The sequence below is a fragment of the Rhodococcus erythropolis R138 genome (assembly GCF_000696675.2).
In the GTDB taxonomy this organism is placed as follows: domain Bacteria; phylum Actinomycetota; class Actinomycetes; order Mycobacteriales; family Mycobacteriaceae; genus Rhodococcus_F; species Rhodococcus_F erythropolis.
On record NZ_CP007255.1, the window covers coordinates 112501 to 135123 of the forward strand.

Here is a 22623-nt window from a genome sequence, read left to right on the forward strand (position 1 = left end):
ACCCCTCCGGGGACGTTCGTGCAGCCAACTCGGCAGCCTGCCGAGCCATGTCGGGATGGGTCGCCGTCGACGTCGACCCCAGCGAATAGGAAAGCGCGTCCCGGTACATGCCGGCCAGGTCGATCAGCGTCCGGTCGAGAAGATCGCGGCGGGCCCGGGTGTCGCGCGATTTCTGGCGCGCTTCGAGGTCCTTGATCAGACCAGCCGATCCGCGCAGAGTCCCGGCTGTTCCCTTGCCGGTTCCACCGCCACCCAAGGAGACCTTGAGCTCCTCGAGTTCCTGTTCCTTGAGTTCGGCGTAGAACGCCTTGGTGTCAGCCTCGATCGACTTCACCAAGTTCTCTGCGGCCTTGTACGCCGTCGAAGCACCGATCGCGTCTGCGGCCAGCCGAAGCGAACGCTGACGCTCGCCCCGCGCGCTCTCATCGGTGGCGAGGCGCCGCGCCCGACCGACATGTCCGCCGCTGATCGATGCGGCGATTCTCGCCCGCTCCGGATCCAGCCCGTCGCGGTCGATCAGTACCTGAGCGATCGATTCGACGGACGGCGTCACCAACGGCATGTGCCTACACCGCGAACGGAGGGTGACAGACATGTCTTCCGGATCGGTCGTCGGCGCGCAGAGCAGGATGACCGTGCGGTCCGGTGGCTCCTCGACAACCTTCAGCAGGGCGTTGGCTGCGCCTTCGGTCAAACGATCGGCATCCTCGACCACGATGACCTGCCACCGCCCCGTCGTCGGCCGACGCGAAGCGATGTTGACTATCTCGCGCATGCCTTTGACGCTGATGCTCAGGCCGTCGGGGATGATCCGTCGTACGTCACCGTGGGTTCCACCCATCGTCGTCGTACACGCATGACACTCACCGCACCCTGGTGCACCGTCGGAGGTGCATTGCAGGGCTGCGGCAAAGCAGAGAGCAGCAACCGAACGACCAGAGCCGGGTGGCCCCGTGAAGAGCCACGCGTGGGTCATCTCCGAGCCGCTGGAATCGCCACGAGCCGACAGCGCAGCATCACGCAGGCTCTGCTCGACGTCGTGCTGACCCACCAGCCGACCGAACACACCTCGTTCGGCCACTTCAGTACTCATGCAAAAACCCTAACCGTCGGCACCGACGAAGCCTTACGAATCCTTCTTCGCCGGAGCCTTCTTGGCGGCGGCCTTCTTGGCCGGGGCCTTCTTTGCGGCTGTTTTCTTGGCAGCGGCCTTCTTTGCCGGAGCCTTCTTGGCTGCTGCCTTCTTCTTGACCGGGCCGCGCGCACGACGATCAGCCAGCAACTCCGACGCACGAGCATCGGAAATGGATTCGACGTCGTCATCCTTGCGAAGGCTGGCGTTGGTCTCGCCGTCGGTGACGTACGGACCGAAACGGCCGTCCTTGATCACCATCGGCTTCTCGCTGACCGGATCGACGCCCAACTCACGCAACGGAGGCGTTGCCGACGCCTGACGCCCACGACGCTTCGGCTCGGCGTAGATCTTGAGGGCCTCGTCGAGCGTGACGGTGAACATCTGCTCTTCGTTGGCGAGCGAGCGTGAGTCCGTGCCCTTCTTCAGGTACGGACCGTAACGGCCGTTCTGCGCGGTGATCTCTTCCTTGGATTCGGGGTCGACACCCACCACGCGCGGAAGCGACAGCAGACGAAGCGCATCTTCCAAGGTGATCGTCGCCAAATCCATGGACTTGAGCAGCGATCCCGTCCGCGGCTTGGGGCCCGCGACCTTCTTGGCAGCCTTCTTCGCGGGTGCCTTCTTGGCTGCGGCCTTCTTCACCGCAGTCTTGGTACTGCCCGAACTGATTTCTTCCGGCTCGGGAGCGGAGACGGGAACGATGTCCGGTTCCGGCTCGGCCGGCGGTTCGGGCAGGATCTCGGTCACGTAGGGACCGAAGCGGCCTTCCTTCGCGACGATCTCGTGGCCGGTCAGTGGATCGACGCCCAGCTTGCGGCCCTCTTGAGGCGTCGAGAACAGCTTCTCGGCGTACTCGGGAGTGAGCTCGTCCGGCGGCAGGTCGTCAGGAAGATTTGCCCGCTGCGAGATCAGATCGCCTTCGGGATCGTCCGGGTTCTGAACCATGCGCTCGAGATACGGGCCGAACCGGCCGACGCGGACGTGAACCTCGCGGCCCTCGGCGTCGTCGAAGAGACGGATGGAGTTGACCTCGCGAGCGTCGATCTCCTCGAGGTTGACACCGACCATCTTCTTCAGCCCGCCCTCGCGGGCGACCGAACCCTCTGCGCCTGTCTCGCCGCCGAAGTAGAAGCTGCTCAGCCAGTTGCCACGCTGCTCACGGCCGCCGGCGATCGCGTCGAGATCGTCTTCCATTCCTGCCGTGAAGTCGAAGTCGACCAGCCGGCCGAAGTGCACCTCGAGCAGTCCGATGACGGCAAACGCCACCCAGGACGGAACCAGCGCGCTGCCACGTTTGTAGACGTATCCGCGATCGAGGATGGTCTTGATGATCGACGAGTAGGTCGAAGGACGGCCGATGCCGAGTTCTTCGAGCGTCTTGATCAGGCTGGCTTCTGTGTAGCGAGCGGGCGGGTTGGTGCTGTGCCCGTCCGGATCGAGCTTGGTGGCCGTGACTTCCTGGCCCTTGACCAGTACCGGAAGCCTGGATTCGGCGTCGTCGGACTGACCGCCGGCTTCTTCGTCGACACTTTCGACGTAAGCCTTGAGGAAGCCGGCGAACACGATGGTGCGACCCGAAGCGGAGAACGTGCAGTCCTCGCCGGTGCCTGCCGTGCCGGAGATGCGGAGCGTCAGCGTCGTACCGCGGGCGTCGGCCATCTGTGAAGCGACGGTCCGCTGCCAGATCAGTTCGTACAGCTTGAACTCGTCGGAATCGAGCTTGGAATGCAGCTGACCCGGGGTCTGGAACACGTCGCCGGCGGGGCGGATCGCCTCGTGAGCTTCCTGCGCGTTCTTGACCTTGCGGGTGTACTGACGCGGCGTCGGATGGACGTACTCCGGACCGTACAACTCGGTGGCCTGCGCACGAGCGGCTGCGATCGCCGACTCCGAGAGCGTCGTCGAGTCGGTACGCATGTAGGTGATGTAGCCGTTTTCGTACAGACGCTGCGCGATACGCATGGCGCGCTCGGACGTGAAACGAAGTTTGCGTCCGGCTTCCTGCTGGAGCGTCGACGTCATGAACGGCGGGTAAGGCTTGCGCGTGTACGGCTTGTCCTCGGCGGAGGAAACCGTGAGGTCGACGCCCTGCAACGCTTCCGCGAGACGACGCGCGTACGCCTCGTCGAGCACGGTGACCGCGCTGCCCTTGAGCTTTCCGTCAGCTCCGAAATCGCGACCGGAGGCGACACGCGAACCGTCGACGGAGACCAGGCGAGCACCGAAACTACGCGGGCTGGCCTCTGCACCGGCGTCGAGCGTCGCGGAAATGTCCCAGTACGACGCCGACTTGAACGCCATGCGCTCGCGTTCACGCTGGACGATGACGCGAGTGGCCACCGACTGGACGCGGCCGGCCGAGAGCTTCGGCATGACCTTCTTCCAGAGAACCGGGCTGACCTCGTAACCGTAGAGACGGTCGAGGATGCGGCGGGTTTCCTGAGCATCGACGAGGTCGGTGTCGAGTTCGCGGGTGTCTTCGGCGGCAGCACGGATTGCCGGCTCGGTGATCTCGTGGAAGACCATTCGACGAACCGGAATCTTGGGCTTGAGAGTCTCGAGGAGATGCCAGGCGATTGCCTCGCCCTCGCGGTCGGGGTCAGTTGCGAGGAAGAGCTCGTCGGCGTCCTTCAACAGAGACTTGAGTTCGGCGACCTTGCCCTTCTTTTCCGGGCTCACGACATAGAGCGGCTCGAAGTCGTGATCGACGTTGACGCCGAGACGGGCCCATGACTCGCCCTTGTACTTGGCCGGAACGTCTGCTGCGCCTCGCGGCAGGTCGCGAATGTGACCGACCGATGCCTCTACGACGTAGTCCTTACCGAGGTAGGGAGCGATTTTGCGCGCCTTGGTCGGTGACTCGACGATCACGAGGCGACGAGGGTTACCGGACGCTCCCTGACCGCTGCCGTTGTCCGCTTTAGCCACCTGCTGCCCGAGCCTTCCTTTGGACGTTCACTGCCGTCGGCAGATCTTCAGAACTAGACGTGTGGAGCAAGTTATACCCCGTGTCTCTCTTTACAGAGTGACATACCCGCAAGACATTCGTGCAGATCAGTACAGTATGGGCTCCGTCGGACACGCGGCATGAGCACCGTCGGACACGCGGCATGAGCACCGTCGGACGCGAGGCAAGAGCACTGTCAGACGTGCGGCCAGGCGACCGAAGTGTCGACGTGTTTCGGCGCCTCACCGAGGTATTCGACGAGCTTTGTCAGTCTCTTCTTTCCCGACACACGGAGCCCCGGGCCCGGTGTCCGGTTACCCAGTTGAGTCGGCGCGATACCAACCCGCATCAAGGCCTGAGCCAGCGGTGCGTGCGTCTCCTTGGCATGGGGGTCGAGGCCGAACACGAATCGCTCGCCGCCTTCTTCGAGCCTGCCGGCGGCGACGGCCCACACCCGGAGTTGGCGGGAGTTCGGTACCCAACCGACCGGCACCGCCTTCACAGCTCCCTTGGTCCACTGCACGGACAGCGGAAGGAGTGCGGGCGTCGACTGAGTGCGGACCAATGGGCTGCCTTCTTCACTACGCGTCACCTCGGCCCCGAGTCCGCACTGCGCGATCAACTCGGCAACGGCCTGCGCTCTCCAGTCCCGATCCACGACGATCGAGATCCGGGCACGGTCCTCCGAGGTCACGACCTGACCCGGTCCGGCCAGCATTCCGGCGAGGTCCGTCACGGCAGGTGGAATCGACTCGGCAGAGAAAAAGGACAGTTGGCTCACAGAGTGAAACGTAAGCCACGAAGGTACTGACGGCATAGACGACCGGCCGTGGTCGAACAGCTGCGTGCATTACCTCGGACAGAGAAAGACTGGCTCAGCCCGAAAAGATTTGTCCCCCACCGCACGGATGCGATGGGGGACAAATACTGTCCGAACTAATCGCTCAGCGAGTGAGCGGAAAAATCAGACCGCGCGAACGCCGGTAGCCTGGGGACCCTTGGTGCCCTGGCCGACCTCGAACTCCACACGCTGGTTCTCCTCGAGGGTACGGAAGCCGTTGCCCTGAATTTCGGAGTAGTGAACGAAGACGTCTGCGGAACCGTCTTCGGGAGCGATGAAGCCGAAGCCCTTTTCAGCGTTGAACCACTTCACAGTGCCCTGTGCCATGCTTTTCCTTCTCTTTCTAACACCGGATTCGGTGAACAGCCCTTACAGTCCACCGGGCCGGTTCCGACCGCTGTACGTCTTTATTTCCCCCTCAGGAAAGGCAGAGCACCGCGCCCGCAACAACGATCCTGCGAGCGTGCACTTTCTCAAGCCTACGAACACAGAAGCTGCGACCGATTGTCAGTCAACCATGTTCTCCGCGTGCACAACAGTCGAAAAGGGAACTAAAAACGTTAAAAGTTCGCTACGAGAAAAACGGCCCACGATCGTGGCTTCCCGCTTGCGCGCCGACCACCCGGTTCCACCAAGACCGCCGGCCGTTGCGTATCATCAAAACTGCAGGTAGCGACAGTTTCCGATTGCCGCCACACCCCAACGCCGAGCCCGGAGAGTCACGTGAACGCACCTTCCCCGATCCCCGCCCCGGGAGGGAAGCCTGGCGACACCTACGGGCAGATGCTGCTCGATCGCGTCGTCGCCGGGGTCAGTGGAAGCGAAAAACCACTGATGTTCACCGCGCAGTTGCCTGCTCGCGTAGCCGAGTTCACCGAATGGCCGGAGTGGGTGCACCCCAGCGTCGTACGCGCGCTCGCCGAGCACAGCGTGCGGTCCCCGTGGATCCACCAGAGTGAGGCCGCCGACCTCGCTCACGAGGGAAAACACGTGGTCGTGGCCACGGGTACGGCGTCGGGTAAGTCACTGGCATACCAACTCCCGGTGCTGACGGCCATGGCGACCGATCCGCTCGCAACTGCCCTGTACCTCTCCCCCACCAAAGCGCTGGGCTCGGATCAACTGCGAGCAGTGCTGTCCCTCACCGACTTCGACGTCGAACTTCGCAGTACGAACGCCAGTGCGTACGACGGCGACACCTCGCAGGAACTCCGCACCTGGGCACGCGAGAACTCACGCTGGCTCTTCACCAACCCCGACATGATCCACATTTCGCTGCTCCGCACCCATCAGCGATGGGCGCACTTCTTCCGCAACCTGAAATACGTGATCATCGACGAATGCCACTCCTACAGGGGAGTCTTCGGATCCAACGTCGCGCTCGTGATCCGGCGGCTACGCAGGATTGCAGCGCGTTACGGCGCCGAACCTACCTTCATCCTGGCCAGCGCGACCACGGCAGATCCCGGCGCGGCGGCCTCGCGGCTCATCGGCGCACACTGCACCGAGGTCACGGAAGACGGATCGCCGCACGGCCCACGCACCGTCGCACTGTGGGAGCCTCCGCTACTCGAGGCATTGACCGGCGAAAACGGTAGCCCGGTACGACGTCCCGCGGGCGCGGAAGCAGCGCGGATCATGGCCGACCTCATGATCGAGGGCGCCCGTACTCTCACCTTCGTCCGCTCCCGCCGCGGTGCCGAACTGACCGCGATGGCCACCAAACGTCTACTCGCCGAGGTGGACCCGGACCTCGCCGAGCGAGTCGCGTCGTATCGCGCCGGATATCTGGCCGAGGACCGTCGCGAACTGGAAGCTGCGCTCGCCGACGGCACGCTGCTGGGCGCAGCCACCACCAACGCGCTGGAGCTCGGCGTCGACATCGCAGGCCTCGACGCCGTTGTCGTGGCAGGCTTCCCGGGGACCGTTGCCTCGTTCTGGCAGCAGGCCGGTCGCTCCGGGCGACGCGGCGAGGGTTCACTCGTCGTGTTGATCGCCCGCGACGATCCACTCGACACCTACCTCGTTCACCATCCGTCGGCGGTACTCGACAAACCCGTCGAGGCGACGGTGACAGATCCCGGAAATCCGTACGTCCTGGGACCACAACTTCTCTGCGCTGCAATGGAACTCCCACTTTCCGATGCCGAGGTCGACGCTTTCGGGGCTCTCGAGGTTCTGACCAGGCTGTCGGAGGAAGGCAAGATCCGGCGCCGAAAGCACGGATGGTTCGTCACCGCCGATTCGAACCCCCACGGCTCTTTGGACATTCGCGGCGGTATCGGAACTCAGGTGGCCATTGTCGACGGTGAATCCGGCCGGATGCTGGGTACTGTCGATGCGGGCCGCGCTCCGGCCACAGTTCATCCCGGTGCCGTGCACATTCATCAAGGCGAGACCTATGTCGTCGACGAACTGGACCTCGACGTCGGACTCGCATTGGTGCACACCGAGAATCCGGACTGGACCACCTCGGCCCGCGAGACCACCGAAATCACGATCACCGAACAACTCGAGCACAAGAACTACGGCGACATCGCCGTCGCTCTCGTCCAGGTCGAGGTGACACATCAAGTCGTCGGGTACCTACGACGGTTGACTTCGGGTGAAGTCCTCGACTCGATCGAACTCGACATGCCCGCTCACACTTTGCCCACCAGGGCAGTGATGTACACGGTCACGCCGGAACTTCTCGAATCCATCGGGGTGCCGCCCGAACGGTTCCCCGGATCACTGCATGCCGCCGAACATGCCGCGATCGGCCTGCTGCCACTGGTGGCGATCTGCGACCGCGGAGACATCGGCGGCGTATCGACGGCGATGCACGCGGACACCGGACTCCCGACTGTCTTCGTCTACGACGGTCATGCCGGTGGCGCCGGGTTCGCCGACCGGGGGCACAGCGAACTGTCACGGTGGCTCACCGCGACGCGCGACGCCATACTTTCCTGCGAGTGCGCTCACGGATGCCCGTCCTGCGTCTATTCACCCAAGTGCGGCAACGGAAACGACCCACTCGACAAAGACGGCGCGGTCAAGGTTCTGACCGCCGTCATCGAGACGATCAGCTGAGACACGATCAGCCGAGACACGATCAGCTGACCGGACCCGCACGAGCGTAGGCCTGCGCATCGCCGATCCCGAAGCCCGACAACAACACCGGTGCACGTATCTCGACAACTACATCCCACCCCTGCACCTCACATTCCGCGAGCACCGTACGCATACGCTCCGCGATCGCCGCGGACTTCGCACACGCAGACGCCTCACCTCCGTCCAAGGCGCCCGCACCGCCGAGAGCCGAAAGATCGGCGGCCGACTGAGCAGTGTGCCGGGCCACCACCGCGGACCCGACATGCAGCATCCCACCAGTCACCATCACGATCGCTGCCAAAACGCAGCACGCCAGAACAGTGGCAACACCTTCGTCGTCACGTAGGTTCACCCCTCTTCCACCCCTGACTCCACAGCTGCCACAGCCTCGGAAGAAATGTCGACCAGCGGCAGCAACGTACTCTCGGCGCTGACAACGGCAACGGCAAAGCCGTCAACGATCTCCACCGTGATCGACGCATCTTGGGGTGCGATCCGGCGGGCCGTGGCGACCGCAGACTCACGATCACCACGTGCCACCAACCGCGCGGCCTCACGAGCTGCGTCGACACACCGCACCTGCATCGACACCGCGAGGACGCCACCGATACACAGCACGACCACCGTGACGATCGAAGCCAGAGCAATCGCAGCCTCCACCGTCACGGCGCCGTCGTCGGCTTGCCGAATACCTCTCGTGGACAACATCACACAGCTGTCTTGAGTGCCTTGTCGATGATGCCCGTCAGCGCCGAGACAATGGAGTCGCCGGTGACAACCGTGTACAGGACGGCACCGAATGCGGCGGCCGCAATCGTGCCGATCGCATACTCCGCGGTAGACATACCGTCGTCCTTCGTTACCAACAGCGCAAATCTGGCCGACACCGTCCTGAGCGTCTTCGAAATCATTTCTCCCCCTTCAATCGAAACCTGTGGCAGCATCTCTGCCACAGGAGCTTTCACACGGATCCGGCTCACAACAGGCCGTTACCGAGCACAGTCGTGGCAAGCCCGATCACCACCGGGACGATGCCCAGGGCGATGAACGCCGGCAGGAAACACAGTCCGAGTGGACCGCTGATCAGCACTCCCGCACGTTCGGCCGCGGCAGCAGCCAGATCCTCGGCGTCACCTCGACTGCGCTCGGCGAGTTCGGCCATGGACGAGGACAGCGACGAACCCGAACGGGCGGAACGCCGAGCCATTCTGGCGAGCGCCTCGGTATCGGGATCGAGAGCGGCTTCGCTCCACGCGGCGTCGGGATCAGCACCGAGCGTGAGAAGGTCGGCGACGCGACTGAGCTTGTCGGCCATCGGTTTCGGTGCCGTCGACGCCATCGCTGTGATCGCGGCGGAGACGGGAAGCCCCGCTCGCAGGCAGGCCCCGAGCAGGTCGAGACTTGCGGCAACTGCGAGTGGATCCGGCTTGTCCGGGGCTGAAACCGAATTTTCTGTTGTTGTGTCCGCGAACAGAATTTCTGCCGCCCTGGCCGAAGCGCCGCGGCGAGCGGGAATGATCGCGAGCGCCAACGCGATCATCGCCACGGATGCCCAACTCACGACGTGACCTTCGCAGTTATCCGGTCGGTCCAGAGCAAACCAGCTGAGACACACGCAGTTCCGATCACGAGCAGCACGCCGCCGAGCCCACCCCCGAACAGCACGCGCAGAGGCGACGCCCCCATCAACTGGCCGAGGCCGATCCCCAACAGCGGTAGAAAAGCCAGCACCGCAGCCGTCGCCCGAGCGCCCGCCAACCCGGCCTCGGTGCGCTGACGAAAGCGTCTACGCCCCAACATGTCCGTCCGGACGGCGCCGAGTAGTTCAGCCAGAGCCAGACCGTGTTGGTCTGCGACCCGCCAGACGGATCCGATACGGAAGAACTCACGCTCGATGCACGAATCCGGTACCGCGAAGGCCGCTGCGGCAGAACCACCGAGACGCGCCCTGGCCCCAGCGGACCGGAACACCGCACTTACTTCGCCGCTACATTCCTCGCCTGCAACAGAACTGGCAACTGCGGGATGCGCGCCGACGCTCAGCTCGGCGATCAGCACCTCCAGACCGGAGAGCAGCATCTTCTGTGAGAGGTCCCGGTTTTCGGCCGCCTTCGCGCGGCGCCCACGAAAGATCAAGGTTCCGGCGAGGACGACCGCCGCGCATCCTGCCGACAAGCCTCCGATTACCCATGCGGCCGACACCGCGAAAAATGCGGCGACGAACTCCCACGGAGTGCGCCGGGCGGGCCTGTGGATAGTCGGCCTGTACGTAGCGAGCCGCGCACGTGAATCCCGCACGGGTGCAAGCACGACCGCCAACGCGAGGACCAGGAAGGAAACTGTCACGTCCCGACCTCTCGATTGCGAAGCCGGAACATCCGCTCGAGCCGCTCACGACCCGAACCGCCGTCCGGCCATGCCTGCATGATTTGTACGTATCCGTCCGCACCGCGGTCGATGACGCCGATCTGTTCGAGACGCCTCGATCCGTCGGCCAACCGGTGCACGTGCAGGATCACTTGAACTGCCGCGGCAAGTTGACTGTGCAACGCGTGGCGATCCATACCGCCGAGCGCAGCCAACGCCTCGAGTCTGGCCGGCACCTCTTCGGGCGAATTGGCGTGAACTGTGCCGGCGCCGCCGTCGTGGCCGGTGTTCATCGCCGTGAGCAGATCCGTCACCTCTGCACCGCGGACCTCACCGACGACGATGCGATCGGGACGCATCCGCAGTGCCTGCCGAACCAGATCGCGCACCGTCACCTCTCCGACGCCCTCGACGTTGGGAGCCCTGGCGACGAGGCGGACGACGTGCGGATGCGGCGGCGCTAGTTCGGCCGCGTCCTCGACGCAGACGATTCGCTCGCGCGGGTCGACGGCGCCGAGCATGGCGGACAACAACGTGGTCTTTCCCGCGCCGGTCCCGCCGATCACCAGGAAGGCCAAGCGAGAAGAGATGATGCGATCGAGGAGTTCGCGCGCGTCCGGTTCCACGGCGCCGTGAGCACACAGCGCGTCGAGACCCTGAGTTGCGGGCCGCAGCACTCGCAGTGACACGCAGGTTCCGCCCTGGGCCACCGGTGCGAGTACGGCATGAAGTCGTACCCCGAAGTGCCCGTCGCCGACGCCCCGCAGACGGCCGTCGACCCACGGTTGGGCGTCGTCGAGGCGTCGACCTGCCGACAGTGCCAACCGCTGCGCCAGTCGACGCACCGCTGCCTCGTCGGTGAACCGCACCCCTGACCTTTCGAGGCCGACCCCGCGGTCCACCCAGACCTGATCCGGCGCGGTCACCAGTACGTCGGCGACACCGGGTTCGTGCAGCAGTGGTTCGAGCGGCCCTGCGCCTGTCAGTTCCGTCTGGAGCACCCTGACGACCTCCAACAGATCCGTGTCCGCCAGAACGCCGGAGGACTCGGCTCGCACGGCGTCGGCAACGGTGGCCGCCGTCGGCTCGGCGACCGACGACGCCGTCAGCCGCTCGCGAACTCGGTCGAGCAGTTCTGTCGTGACCAACGCACTCATGCCGCAGCCCTGCGCGGGCGTGCGCCGGATTCGACGGCGTCGAGTACCGCTGTTGCCACCGCACTCAGCGGACAACCTCGGGTCAATTCGAGGCCACCGCGCTCGAGCATCGGCGCCAGCGAGCGGTGGCCGCGCATCACGGCCGTCAGCGGCAGGCCGAGCATGTCTGCCACATCGGCGCCGCGTAGGCCTCCCGGCGCCGGCCCACGCACGACGAGCCCGACATTGGAGTTGTGTCGCACCACCCAGGCTCCGACCTTCTCGGCAGCGACGCACGCAGCCACGGTGGCCGGAACCACCACGAGAACCAAATCCGACATCTCCAACGCGGCCTGACCTACCTCGCTGGGATGACGTGGCACGTCGCAGACCACGAGTCCGCCGGAACTGCGACCTGCGTCCAGCACGGCGCGAACGGCGGTCACTGTCGGACCGTCGATCTCGCGGCGACTGCTCGCCAGAACCCTCAAGAACTTTCCCTTTGCCGGCAGGGCATCGCGCAGCGCATCCGGGGCCAACCGCCCGCCCTCGACGGTCAGTGCACCCCAACGCAATCCGGGGGTCGTCTCGATGCCCAACAGCACATCAGCGCCGGAGCCGAGGGCGTCGACGTCCACCAGTAACGTCGGGACGTGACGTGCCGCCGACGTCAACGCGACAGCCGCCGCAGTTGCCGAGGCTCCGCCGCCGCCACAACCACCCACCACGCTCACGACGGTGCCGTCACCACTCACGTCTACGTGGTCGGCCAGAACTGCGACCAACGCGTTCTCCTCTTCCGGCAGGGACAGAACGCTGTCGGCTCCGATCGCGGTGGCGCTCTTCCAGTCGTCGACGGTCGGTGTGCCGTCGCACACGAGGAACACTCGCGTTCGTTTAGGGGAACGAGTCAGAGCATCCCGCGCAGCCGACGCGTCCAACACGACCGCCGAGGCCCGGTTCCACTGTTGCCGGGAAACGGGATGCTCGGCCTCGTCCAGACAGCGGTCCACCGCGGCAGCGACGCGGCGCACGCTCGCGAGGACCTTCGCGTCGTCGACGAGAACCAGAATGGGAGCCCCGGTTTCCCGAGAGTTGATCGTCGTGTTCATGACTGCAGAGCCTGAACGAGCACCGGCACCGAAAACAGTGGGTCGAGAGAGTCTGTGGACAACTGGGAAGTTGTGGAGAAACAGGCCTGAGACAGAGGACGACCCCCGCCAATGGGGGGAGGAGGCGGGGGCCGTCTGAGTTCAGCCCCGGGGGGTCGGGCTGAACTAGTTCGAACGAATCGAACAGCAACGATCTTACACCCGCCATTGGCGAGAAATGCAAGCCTGAGCTGCACTGAACTGCTGTTTTTCGCCGAAAGAGGACGCTTGCCGAGGAGCACACGAACCGCCTGTCGGACTATCCTCATTCCTGTGACCGACAAGCCTGCGAACGGACTGAATACCGGGCGGACAGCCGCTTTCTTCGATTTGGACAAAACGATCATCGCGAAGTCGAGCACCCTGGCGTTCAGCAAGCCATTCTTCGCCCAGGGTCTGATCAATCGACGCTCGGTTCTCAAGAGCAGCTATGCGCAATTCCTGTTTCTTCTGTCCGGCGCCGATCACGATCAGATGGAGCGCATGCGCGAGCACCTGACTGCGATGTGCGCGGGCTGGGACGTGGAACAGGTGAAGGCCATCGTCGCGGAGACTCTGCACGACATCGTCGACCCACTCGTCTTTGCCGAGGCGGCCGATCTGATCGCCGATCACAAGCTGCGTGGACACGACGTCATCGTGGTGTCGGCGTCGGGCGAGGAGATCGTCGCGCCGATCGCCCGCGCCCTCGGCGCCACCCATTCCGTGGCGACGTCGATGAGGGAAGAAGACGGCCACTACACCGGCGAGGTCGACTTCTACTGCTACGGTCCGGGCAAGGTCGAGGCGATGGAAAAACTCGCCGCGGAATACGGCTACGACCTCGCCGCCAGTTACGCCTACTCCGACTCGGTGACCGATTTGCCCATGCTCGAGGCGGTCGGACATCCCACCGCAGTCAACCCCGATCGTGCATTACGCAAGGAAGCGGCCGTAAACGGTTGGCCCATACTGACTTTCTCGAACCCGGTCTCGCTTCGCGCGCGATTGTCAGCCCAGTCCACGACGACGGTGGCCACTACTGCAGCGGTGGGAATCGCAGCTCTGGTGGCCGGCGCCATGACCTTCGGGCTACTGCGTCGGAAACGCTGAAATCCAATGCCCACAAACAAAAATTGGTACTTGCTGTGAGCCCGGACACAGGGTACAAAGGAGTTACGGAAGAACGGAAGGCCAGGAACGGCTCGGAAGAGAAGGACCGTTTCCCCAACTGAAATTCCTAGCACGGGCACTAGGGCACCCACGCGGAGCACAAGCCACTATAAGGGCAGAAGCGTTGTGGGCCTGCGAGATTCGTTCTATTTGAGCGAGGACCCCGCACCGGTTGCGGGGACGACCTCAGAAAGTGCGATCCCTCGCCGAGGCCACCCACACAACCCACCGAGCACGCTTGGTAACGAGTAGTCCGTGCTGACGGGCGGCGAAGTCGATTTATCGGCAGCGCCGCCCGTTCGTTATGTGCCGGCCCCGCCCTGTTGCAGACTATCCAGTCGCCGCGTCGGCGATCGAAGTCGCTTCTCGCGCACCGGCTTCGAGAGCTCCGCAGCACAAGATCACCCAACTGCCGACACCCGCTGGATTTCCCGAAGCGAATCCAGCCGCGCCGTCCGTGTACGCCTGCGGCCGCCGAAGCCAACTGACCTCGGGGACTCCCAGATTGTGCGGATCCAACCCGGACGAGACCGCAACCAGACGCGAAGCCGCACGTGCAACAATGCCGTCAGCGGTGCCGAACGGGCTCAGCGCCAAGAGTTCTCCGTGCACGACGGCCGCCAGAACCGGCGCCGGTGCACTGGTTCCGCCGGTAACGAGTTGCGCGAGAGCGTCCAACCGCTCCCCCACTCCGCGATCCGAACGTGGCCGCCCCAGTTGATCCGCGTCCTCGACGAGGTCTGCCGCGGCCAGCAGGTGCAGCCGGGCCAAAGCCTGCAGCGGGGCGCGCTTCCACGTCGACTCCATGAGGGGAAGACTGTCGCCGTCCAGAGCCTGAGCCACGCGCAGAGCACCCGCGAGAATCGGATCACCGGCCATGCCCTCGGCCGGCAATTCGGTGGTGCCACCGGCCAGCGATGCGGAAGCTCGCGCAGCGCGAACCGCGGCTTCGGCGGCAGTGGTGGGCCAACCGCGACGGTTGGTCTTGTGCCGATGAACCTCACCCAGAGCGTCGCGCGCATGATCGGCGGCGGCGCGTACGCCTGGAAGATCGACGAGGGGCTGCAAGGGGTCCGTCACGATCAACGACGGTACCCTTGCAGCCCCTCTGCGGACTTGCCTACCTACCTGTTGCGTCAGCTTCCCAGCGTGATGGACCCGCCGGGAATCGCGTCGAGCAACTTGCGGGTGTAGTCCTGTTGCGGATTGCCGAACACGTCGTCGATCGGTGCCGATTCGACGATCGAGCCACGCGACATCACCAACACGTTGTCCGCGATCTGACGAACCACGGCCAGGTCGTGCGTGATGAAGAGGTACGTCAACCCGAACTCTGCCTGCAGGTCGTTGAGCAGGGTCAAGATCTGATCCTGCACGAGCACGTCGAGAGCGGAGACCGCCTCGTCGCAGATCACGACCTCCGGTTGCAGTGCCAACGCTCGCGCAATTGCGACGCGCTGACGCTGTCCGCCGGAGAGCTCGTTCGGGAACCGTCGCATGACCGACTGGGGCAGACCGACCTTGTCGAGAAGTTCGCGGACGCGAGCCTCCCGTTCTGCTTTGGTCCCGACCTTGTGGGTACGCAGCGGCTCTTCGATCGTGCGGTAGATCGAGTACATCGGGTCGAGCGTGCCGTAAGGGTTCTGGAAGATCGGCTGCACTCGACGACGGAACGCAAAGGTTTCCTTCGCTCCGAGTTTCGCCACGTCCTGACCGTCGAAGACCACGTTGCCTGCGGTGGGCTCGAGCAAGCCGAGGACCATCTGCGCGACCGTCGACTTACCGGAACCAGATTCACCGACGATCGCCGTCGTGGTTCCGCGGCGGACCTTGAATGACACGTCGTTCACGGCTGTGAAGTCGGTGGTCTTGCGGAAACCCTTGCGCAGCTTGAACACCTTGGTCAGATGATCGACGACAAGAACGTCGTCGGTCGCCTTGCCGAAGGACTCTGCCGCACTTTCCTCGGCCTTGACCGCTTCGGCGACCTCTTCCGCCTGTTCGCGAATCTCGGCGCGTGCCACTGACGAGCTGAGCCGCTTCGACGCCAACGACGGCGCAGCAGCGACCAGCTTCTGCGTGTACGGATGCTGCGGGCGCTTCAGAATCTCCAGCGCCGGACCGGATTCGACGATACGACCCTTGCTCATCACGATCAGATGCTCGGCGCGCTCGGCGGCCAAGCCCAGATCGTGAGTGATGAGCAGAACGGCGGTGCCGAGTTCCGTTGTCAGACCGTCTAGGTGATCGAGGATCTGACGCTGGACCGTGACGTCGAGCGCCGACGTCGGCTCGTCCGCGATCAGGAGCTTCGGACGAGCGGACAACCCGATCGCGATGAGTGCGCGCTGACGCATACCGCCCGAGAACTCGTGCGGGTACTGCCCCAACCGGCTCTCGGCTTCGGCGAGTCCTGCCTCCTCGAGCAGTTCCGCAGCCCGAACCTTGGCTGCCTTGCCCTTGGCGATCCCGTTGGCGGCCAGTGCTTCCTCGATCTGGAAGCCCACTTTCCACACGGGATTCAGATTCGACATCGGGTCCTGCGGAACCAAACCGATCTGGCTTCCCCGGATGTGGACGAAGTCCTTCTCCGAGACCTTCGAGATGTCCTTGCCGTCGAAGATGATCTCGCCTGCCGTCACCTTGCCGGTGCCGGGAAGCAGATTGATGATCGAGTGGGCGGTGGTGGACTTACCCGAACCCGATTCGCCGACGATCGCGACAGTCTGACCCGGGTAGACGGTCAGGCTGACGCCTCGAACTGCCGGAACCGGACCGGAATTGGACTGGAAAGACACCTCGAGATCACGAATCTCGAGCAACGGAGTTTCCTCCGAGGTGAGAGTTTCCTTGGTGGTCATCGTGCTCACCGCTTCCGCGACTTGGGATCGAGGGCGTCGCGCAGAGCGTCACCCATCATGATGAATCCGAGAACGGTGATCGCCAAAGCCGTTGCCGGGTAGAACAGAATGGTCGAACCCTGACGCAGCGTCACCTGAGCGTTGCTGATGTCGCCGCCCCACGAAACCTCGGTGGACGGAAGACCGATACCGAGGAAGGACAGCGTCGCCTCGGCAACGATGTACGTACCGAGCGAGATGGTGGCGACCACGATGATGGGCGCCAACGAGTTCGGGATGACGTGGCGGATCAGTGTCTTGAGCTTCGAGACACCCAACGCTTCCGAGGCCATGACGTAATCGTTGTTCTTCGCCGAGATCACCGCGCCTCGAGCGATTCTTGCCATCTGCGGCCAGCCGAAGAGCGCCAGCACGCCGACGACGGTCCAGATGGTGCGATCGGTGAACAGCTGCATCAGGACGATGGCAGCCAGGATCAGCGGGATGCCGAAGAAGATGTCGGCGACACGGGAGAGGATCGAATCGGTCCATCCGCCGTAGAAACCGGACAGCGCACCGAAGATCACGCCGATCACCAGCACCGACGCCGTGACACCGACGCCCACGAGTACGGATGCGCGAGCACCGTAGATGGTGCGCGAGTACACGTCACAGCCCTGGCGGTCGAAACCGAACCAGTGCCCTGAGGTCGGCCCCTGCATGCTGTAGGTCAGGTCGCAGAACCGCGGATCGGTGCTCGTGAACAAGCTCGGAAACGCTGCGATGACGATGACCGCGAGGATGATGATCGTCGAGATGATGAACAGGGGGCGCTTGCGTAGGTCGCGCCACGCATCGGTCCACATGCTCGTCGGCGCCTGATCGAGTTTGACGGCGTCCGTCTCCCCCGGTGCCGCAACTTCGGGCGGTGCCACGAAATGACTTTGCCGGACTGCGCGTCCGGTCTTCACGGTCTCAGACATAGCGGATCCTCGGATCGAGCGCGGCGTACAAGAGGTCGACGAGCAGATTCGCGATCAGGTAGATCACGATCAGGATGGTGACGAACGAAACCACCGTCGGCGCTTCACCTCTGGTCACGGCCTGGTAGATCGTGCCACCGACGCCGTTGATGTTGAAGATGCCCTCGGTGACGATGGCGCCGCCCATCAACGTCGCGAGGTCGGCACCCAGGAACGTGACCACGGGGATCAGCGAGTTGCGCAACACGTGCACGCGAACCACTCGTCCACGGGAAAGTCCCTTGGCGGTAGCGGTGCGGACGTAATCGGCAGTCAGATTCTCCGCCACGGACGTTCGGGTCAGTCGCAGTACGTACGCAAACGAGACCGAACCAAGAACCAGGGCAGGGAGCAGGAGATTGGTGAAGCTGGTGTTGCCACCGACCGTCGGCGGGACGATGCCCCATTTGACGCCGATGAAGAACTGAGCCAGGAAGCCGATCACGAAGATCGGGATGGCGATGAGAACGAGGCTGAACAGCAGGACGGTGCTGTCGAAGAATCCGCCCTTACGCAGGCCCGCGATGAGGCCGAAGCCGACACCGAAGACCGTCTCGACGATCAGTGCCATGAAGGCAAGTTTCATCGTGATCGGAAATGCCTGTGCCAGAACTTCACTGACAGGTCGTCCGGAGAACGACGTGCCGAAGTCCAGCGTGAAGATGCCCTTCAGGTACAGCAGGTACTGCTGATAGAAGGGGAGATCGAGGTGGTAGCGCTCCCGAAGCTGTGCTGCCACAGCCGGACTGAGCGCCTTGTCGCCCGCCAACGCGGCAATCGGATCACCGGGAAGCAGGAAGACCATGGCGTAGATCAGAAGAGTGGCCCCGAGAAAAACCGGGATCATTTGAAGCACTCGGCGACCGATGTACCAGAGCATCGGATCACCTCCTTGTCGATGATCGTGTACGTCAGCGGACAGTCCGGTGTGAACACGAGTTCGGGACGGCAGGCAGGGCGCCTGCCGCCCCGAACTCACGTTTCAGATGCGGATCGTTCTACGCGTCAGTTCTTTTCGATGTCTTCGTAGACCGGAACACCGTTCCAGCTGATGGTCACGTTGGAAACGTTCTCCGACCATCCACTGGCAGCGTTGCGGTACCACGTCGGAACTGCGGGCAGGTCCTTGAGCAGGACTTCCTGGGCCTGATCGAGCAGTTCCTGAGCCTTCGCCTGATCGGTCTGGCCGGCCGATTCGCGCAGGAGGCGGTCGAACTCGGGGTTGGAGTAGTCACCGTCGTTGGAGCTGCCGCCGGTCTGGTAGTTCTGCGCCAGGAAGCCGTATTGCTGCGGGTAGTCGCCCTGCCAACCGGAGCGGAAGGAGCTCTGGATGGTGCGGTCGGTGGCTTCGGTGCGGATCTGAGCGAAGGTGGCGTACTGCTTGCCCTTCGCGTCGATACCGAGGGTGTTGCGGATGCTGTTCGCCGTGGCATCGACCCATTCCTGGTGTCCGCCGTCGGAGTTGTAGGCGATCTCGAAGCTGCCGGACCACGGTGCGATGGCGTCGGCCTTGGCCCAAGCAGCCTTGGCCGCCTCGGGATCGAACTTCACGTTGCTGTTACCGGTCAGCGAGTCGTTCCAGCCCTTGATTGCGGGGCTGGTGAAGTCGAGTGCAGGCGTCCTGGTCTTGTTGAAGATCTGCTGGGTGATCTGATCGCGGTTGATCGCCATCGAGATCGCCTGACGGCGGAGCATGCCCTCTTCGCCGCTGAAGTGCGGCAGGCGACCCGGGATCGTGAACGTCTCGATGGTTGCCGACGGCTGGTTGACGGTGCGTCCGGGCAGGTCCGACTCGAAGGTCGTGACGGCGCTCGGCGGAACCTGGTCGAGAACGTCGACGTTGTTGGCCAGGAGATCGGTGTACGCCGTGTCGAGGCTGTTGTACATGATGAAGTCGACGCCGGCGTTCTTCGGCTTACGGTTGCCGTTGTAGTCCGGGTTCACGACGGTGTCGATGCGGACGTTGTGCTGCCACGCGCCGGTTCCGTCGAGCTTGTACGGGCCGTTGCCGATCGGGTTCTCACCGAAGGCGGTCATGTCCTTGAACGCGACCTCGGGCAGCGGGTAGTACGCCGTGAAGCCGAGGCGATCGGGGAACGCCGACTCGGGCTGCTTGAGTTCGATGGTGAAGGTGGAGTCGTCCACAACCTTCAGACCCGACATGGTCTGTGCCGTCGGAACCTCGGCGGCAACTTCGTCGTAGCCCTTGATCGGATCGAAGAACGATGCCTGAAGCTGAGCGTTGGTGGAGAGGGCTCCGTAGTTCCACGCGTCGACGAACGACTTCGCGGTGACGGGGGTGCCGTCCGTGAAGGTCCAACCGTCCTTGAGCTTGACGGTGAAGTTCTGACCGTCGGTGCTCTCGATGGACTCGGCAACCTCGTTCTCCGTACCGCCGTCTGCGGTGTACGAAACGAGACCGGAGAACAGCGAGTCGAGGACGCGGCCGCCCATGTTCTCACTCGTGTTCGTGGGGATCAACGGGTTCTGAGGCTCGCCCGCCCAGGCGTTGACGACGCCACTGGACGATCCGCCCGACGAATCGCCGGACGAACATGCCGTGATCAGCACTGCCGTCATTCCGAGCGCGACCGCGCCGGTCGCTATGCGTGAGATACGCAAAGGAATTCCTTCCACATCTAAGTGACCCCGAGCATGCTCGCGGCCTGCCGACAGCCGTAACTGCCGGCGTCGTGTCGCCTACAACTGAAAGTGAACGTGACTTCGAGTTGCGGTCGAATAATGGTTTGACAATAGACACATCGAACCCGAAGCGCGCACCGCACCCATTGTTGGAAAATTGGGGGTAATTGAATTCGGGCACATTCATTCGTCGGCGGAAGTGACCACCCGTCGCATCGATTCGACCGATCGTCGCAGGACAACGGGTTGCAACGTGATGCAACGGTGCGTTTGAGCGAGCTTGTGACTACCCTCACACGGAGTCAGAAAAGTGTCGATCAATGTGGAAAGAAGGCCGTCAGCCATGACAAGCGCAGCCGAAACAGACGTCCCCCAGGCATATCCGCCGAGCGCAGAGTTCGCTGCGGCCGCCAACGCGGGACCGGAGTTGCAGGCTGCCGCAGATACCGACCGCCTCGCTTTCTGGGCGAATCAGGCTGAGCGCCTTCACTGGCACGAGAAATGGACCGACGTCCTCGACTGGACCGACGCCCCCGTCGCCAAATGGTTCGTCGGCGGAAAACTCAACGTCGCCTACAACTGCGTCGACCGCCACGTCCTCGCCGGCAACGGCGACCGCGTCGCCATCCACTTCGAAGGCGAACCCGGCGACAGCCGCGACCTGACCTACAACGACCTCCTCGCCGAAGTCAGCCGCGCCGCAAACACTTTCACCGACCTCGGACTCGTCGCCGGTGACCGCGTCGCGATCTACATGCCGATGATCCCCGAAGCGATCGTCACCATGCTCGCCTGCGCCCGCCTCGGCCTGACCCACTCGGTCGTCTTCGCCGGATTCTCCGCCACCGCCCTGCGCTCACGCATCGACGACGCCCAAGCCAAGCTCGTCGTCACCGTCGACGGCCAGTGGCGACGCGGCGCCGCAGCACCCATCAAAACAGCGGTCGACGAATCCGTCGCCGGCGCCGACTCCGTCCAGAACGTGTTGGTGGTCAACCGGACCGGCATCGACGTCGAGTGGACCGACGGCCGCGACCTGTGGTGGCACGAGACCGTCGCGCAGGCCTCGCCCGAGCACGAAGCGCAGGCCTTCGACGCCGAACATCCCCTGTTCATCCTCTACACCTCCGGCACCACCGGTAAGCCCAAGGGCATCATCCACACCTCCGGCGGCTACCTCACCCAGGCGTCGTACACCCACCACAACGTCTTCGATCACAAAGCGGGACAAGACGTCTACTGGTGCACCGCCGACATCGGCTGGGTCACCGGACACTCCTACATCGTCTACGGCCCCCTCTCCAACGGTGTCACCCAGGTCGTCTACGAAGGCACCCCCAACTCCCCGAACGAGCACCGCCACTTCGACATCATCGAGAAGTACGGCGTCTCCATCTACTACACCGCACCCACCCTCGTGCGGACGTTCATGAAGTGGGGCCGGGAAATCCCCGACGCCCACGACCTGTCCTCGATCCGCTTGCTCGGATCTGTGGGCGAGCCCATCAACCCCGAAGCGTGGCGCTGGTTCCGCGACGTCATCGGCGGCAACAAGGCTCCCATCGTCGACACCTGGTGGCAGACCGAGACCGGCGCGATCATGATCTCCCCGCTGCCCGGTATCACCGCCACCAAGCCCGGATCCGCGATGGCACCACTGCCGGGCATTTCCGCGAAGATCGTCGACGACGACGCCAAGCCCCTCGGCCCCGGCGGCAACGGTTACCTCGTCCTCGACGAGCCGTGGCCGGCGATGCTCCGCGGCATCTGGGGCGACATGGACCGCTACCGCGACACCTACTGGTCCCGCTACGCCGAGGAAGGCTGGTACTTCGCCGGTGACGGCGCCAAGTACGACGACGACGGCGCCCTCTGGGTCCTCGGCCGCGTCGACGACGTCATGAACGTCTCCGGTCACCGCATCTCCACCTCCGAGGTGGAATCAGCACTGGTCAACCATCACGGAGTCGCCGAAGCCGCCGTCGTCGGTGCCGCGGACGAGACCACCGGACAGGGCATCGTCGCGTTCGTCATCCTGCGCGAAGGCGTCGAAAACACGGGCGAGGTCCTCATCGCCGAGCTCAAGGCTCAGGTCTCCACCGACATCAGCCCCATCGCCAAGCCCCGTCAGATCACGATCGTGCCGGAACTGCCGAAAACCCGATCCGGCAAGATCATGCGCCGCCTCCTGCGCGACGTCGCCGAAGGCCGCGACCTCGGAGACACCTCAACCCTGGTCGATCCCAAGGTATTCGACGCAATCCGCGGTAAGTAGGGCCTTCGGTCCCTCTGCGCC

General features: G+C 64.0%; 19 protein-coding genes (1 of these 19 only partly in view). 3 read left to right on the forward strand and 16 right to left on the reverse strand.

Annotated elements, in window-relative coordinates:
- The 4 genes from H351_RS00490 to cspE form a co-directional block, all read right to left on the reverse strand.
- Positions 1 to 1093, reverse strand: the 5' portion of a protein-coding gene (locus tag H351_RS00490) for a DNA polymerase III subunit delta' (RefSeq protein WP_029254347.1). Its footprint begins 137 nt before the window's first position; only the first 1093 of its 1230 coding nucleotides appear in the window; the start codon lies at positions 1091 to 1093; its stop codon lies off the left edge, out of view.
- Positions 1094 to 1126: 33 nt separating this feature from the next.
- Positions 1127 to 4063, reverse strand: a complete 2937-nt coding sequence (topA, locus tag H351_RS00495) for a type I DNA topoisomerase (RefSeq protein WP_019746651.1) — start codon at positions 4061 to 4063, stop codon at positions 1127 to 1129.
- Positions 4064 to 4278: 215 nt separating this feature from the next.
- Positions 4279 to 4863 (reverse strand): hypothetical protein, encoded by a 585-nt coding sequence (locus H351_RS00500; protein ID WP_003946106.1) that lies wholly within the window; start codon positions 4861 to 4863, stop codon positions 4279 to 4281.
- A 183-nt stretch (positions 4864 to 5046) separates the two neighbouring features.
- Positions 5047 to 5250: a transcription antiterminator/RNA stability regulator CspE gene (cspE, locus tag H351_RS00505; protein ID WP_003946117.1), complete on the reverse strand. Its 204-nt coding sequence runs from the start codon at positions 5248 to 5250 to the stop codon at positions 5047 to 5049.
- A 456-nt stretch (positions 5251 to 5706) separates the two neighbouring features.
- Between cspE and H351_RS00510 the strand changes: the two genes are divergently transcribed.
- Entirely contained in the window at positions 5707 to 7995 is a 2289-nt protein-coding gene (locus H351_RS00510) for a DEAD/DEAH box helicase (protein WP_029254346.1), read from the forward strand.
- Between the two features lie 22 nt (positions 7996 to 8017).
- On the opposite strand, the gene H351_RS00515 is transcribed toward H351_RS00510, so the two are convergent.
- From H351_RS00515 to ssd, 7 genes are all read right to left on the reverse strand, one after another.
- Positions 8018 to 8368 (reverse strand): Rv3654c family TadE-like protein, encoded by a 351-nt coding sequence (locus H351_RS00515; protein WP_020968275.1) that lies wholly within the window; start codon positions 8366 to 8368, stop codon positions 8018 to 8020.
- Positions 8365 to 8724 carry a TadE family type IV pilus minor pilin gene (locus H351_RS00520; protein ID WP_029254345.1) on the reverse strand — a complete coding sequence of 120 codons (360 nt, stop codon included), beginning with the start codon at positions 8722 to 8724 and terminating at the stop codon, positions 8365 to 8367. Before H351_RS00520 ends, H351_RS00515 begins: the two co-directional genes overlap by 4 nt.
- Entirely contained in the window at positions 8724 to 8927 is a 204-nt protein-coding gene (locus H351_RS00525; protein ID WP_029254344.1) for a DUF4244 domain-containing protein, read from the reverse strand. Before H351_RS00525 ends, H351_RS00520 begins: the two co-directional genes overlap by 1 nt.
- 65 nt (positions 8928 to 8992) lie before the next feature.
- Positions 8993 to 9577: a type II secretion system F family protein gene (locus H351_RS00530; protein WP_029254343.1), complete on the reverse strand. Its 585-nt coding sequence runs from the start codon at positions 9575 to 9577 to the stop codon at positions 8993 to 8995.
- Positions 9574 to 10362 carry a type II secretion system F family protein gene (locus H351_RS00535; protein WP_029254342.1) on the reverse strand — a complete coding sequence of 263 codons (789 nt, stop codon included), beginning with the start codon at positions 10360 to 10362 and terminating at the stop codon, positions 9574 to 9576. Before H351_RS00535 ends, H351_RS00530 begins: the two co-directional genes overlap by 4 nt.
- Entirely contained in the window at positions 10359 to 11540 is a 1182-nt protein-coding gene (locus H351_RS00540; RefSeq protein ID WP_029254341.1) for a TadA family conjugal transfer-associated ATPase, read from the reverse strand. Before H351_RS00540 ends, H351_RS00535 begins: the two co-directional genes overlap by 4 nt.
- Positions 11537 to 12631, reverse strand: coding sequence for a septum site-determining protein Ssd (gene ssd, locus H351_RS00545; RefSeq protein ID WP_020905980.1), 1095 nt, complete (start codon positions 12629 to 12631; stop codon positions 11537 to 11539). The genes H351_RS00540 and ssd overlap by 4 nt, the downstream gene beginning before the upstream one ends.
- 312 nt (positions 12632 to 12943) lie before the next feature.
- On the opposite strand from ssd, the gene H351_RS00550 reads away from it, so the two are divergent.
- Complete coding sequence (locus H351_RS00550) at positions 12944 to 13762, forward strand: HAD-IB family hydrolase (protein WP_019746641.1); 819 nt, start codon at positions 12944 to 12946, stop codon at positions 13760 to 13762.
- Positions 13763 to 14152: 390 nt separating this feature from the next.
- Here the strand turns inward: H351_RS00550 and H351_RS00555 are convergent, their stop codons facing one another.
- From H351_RS00555 to H351_RS00575, 5 genes are all read right to left on the reverse strand, one after another.
- Positions 14153 to 14902, reverse strand: coding sequence for a Fic family protein (locus H351_RS00555; protein WP_020905979.1), 750 nt, complete (start codon positions 14900 to 14902; stop codon positions 14153 to 14155).
- A gap of 56 nt (positions 14903 to 14958) precedes the next feature.
- On the reverse strand, positions 14959 to 16683 hold the full coding sequence (locus H351_RS00560) for a dipeptide ABC transporter ATP-binding protein (RefSeq protein ID WP_095973517.1): 1725 nt from the start codon (positions 16681 to 16683) through the stop codon (positions 14959 to 14961).
- 5 nt (positions 16684 to 16688) lie between these two features.
- Positions 16689 to 17645 carry an ABC transporter permease gene (locus H351_RS00565; RefSeq protein ID WP_019746638.1) on the reverse strand — a complete coding sequence of 319 codons (957 nt, stop codon included), beginning with the start codon at positions 17643 to 17645 and terminating at the stop codon, positions 16689 to 16691.
- Entirely contained in the window at positions 17638 to 18564 is a 927-nt protein-coding gene (locus H351_RS00570) for an ABC transporter permease (protein ID WP_019746637.1), read from the reverse strand. Before H351_RS00570 ends, H351_RS00565 begins: the two co-directional genes overlap by 8 nt.
- A 125-nt stretch (positions 18565 to 18689) precedes the next feature.
- Positions 18690 to 20306 (reverse strand): peptide ABC transporter substrate-binding protein, encoded by a 1617-nt coding sequence (locus H351_RS00575; protein ID WP_020968269.1) that lies wholly within the window; start codon positions 20304 to 20306, stop codon positions 18690 to 18692.
- 364 nt (positions 20307 to 20670) lie between these two features.
- Between H351_RS00575 and acs the strand changes: the two genes are divergently transcribed.
- A complete protein-coding gene (acs, locus tag H351_RS00580) occupies positions 20671 to 22602 on the forward strand; it encodes an acetate--CoA ligase (RefSeq protein WP_029254340.1) in 1932 nt (643 codons plus the stop codon).
- Positions 22603 to 22623: the final 21 nt, after the last annotated feature.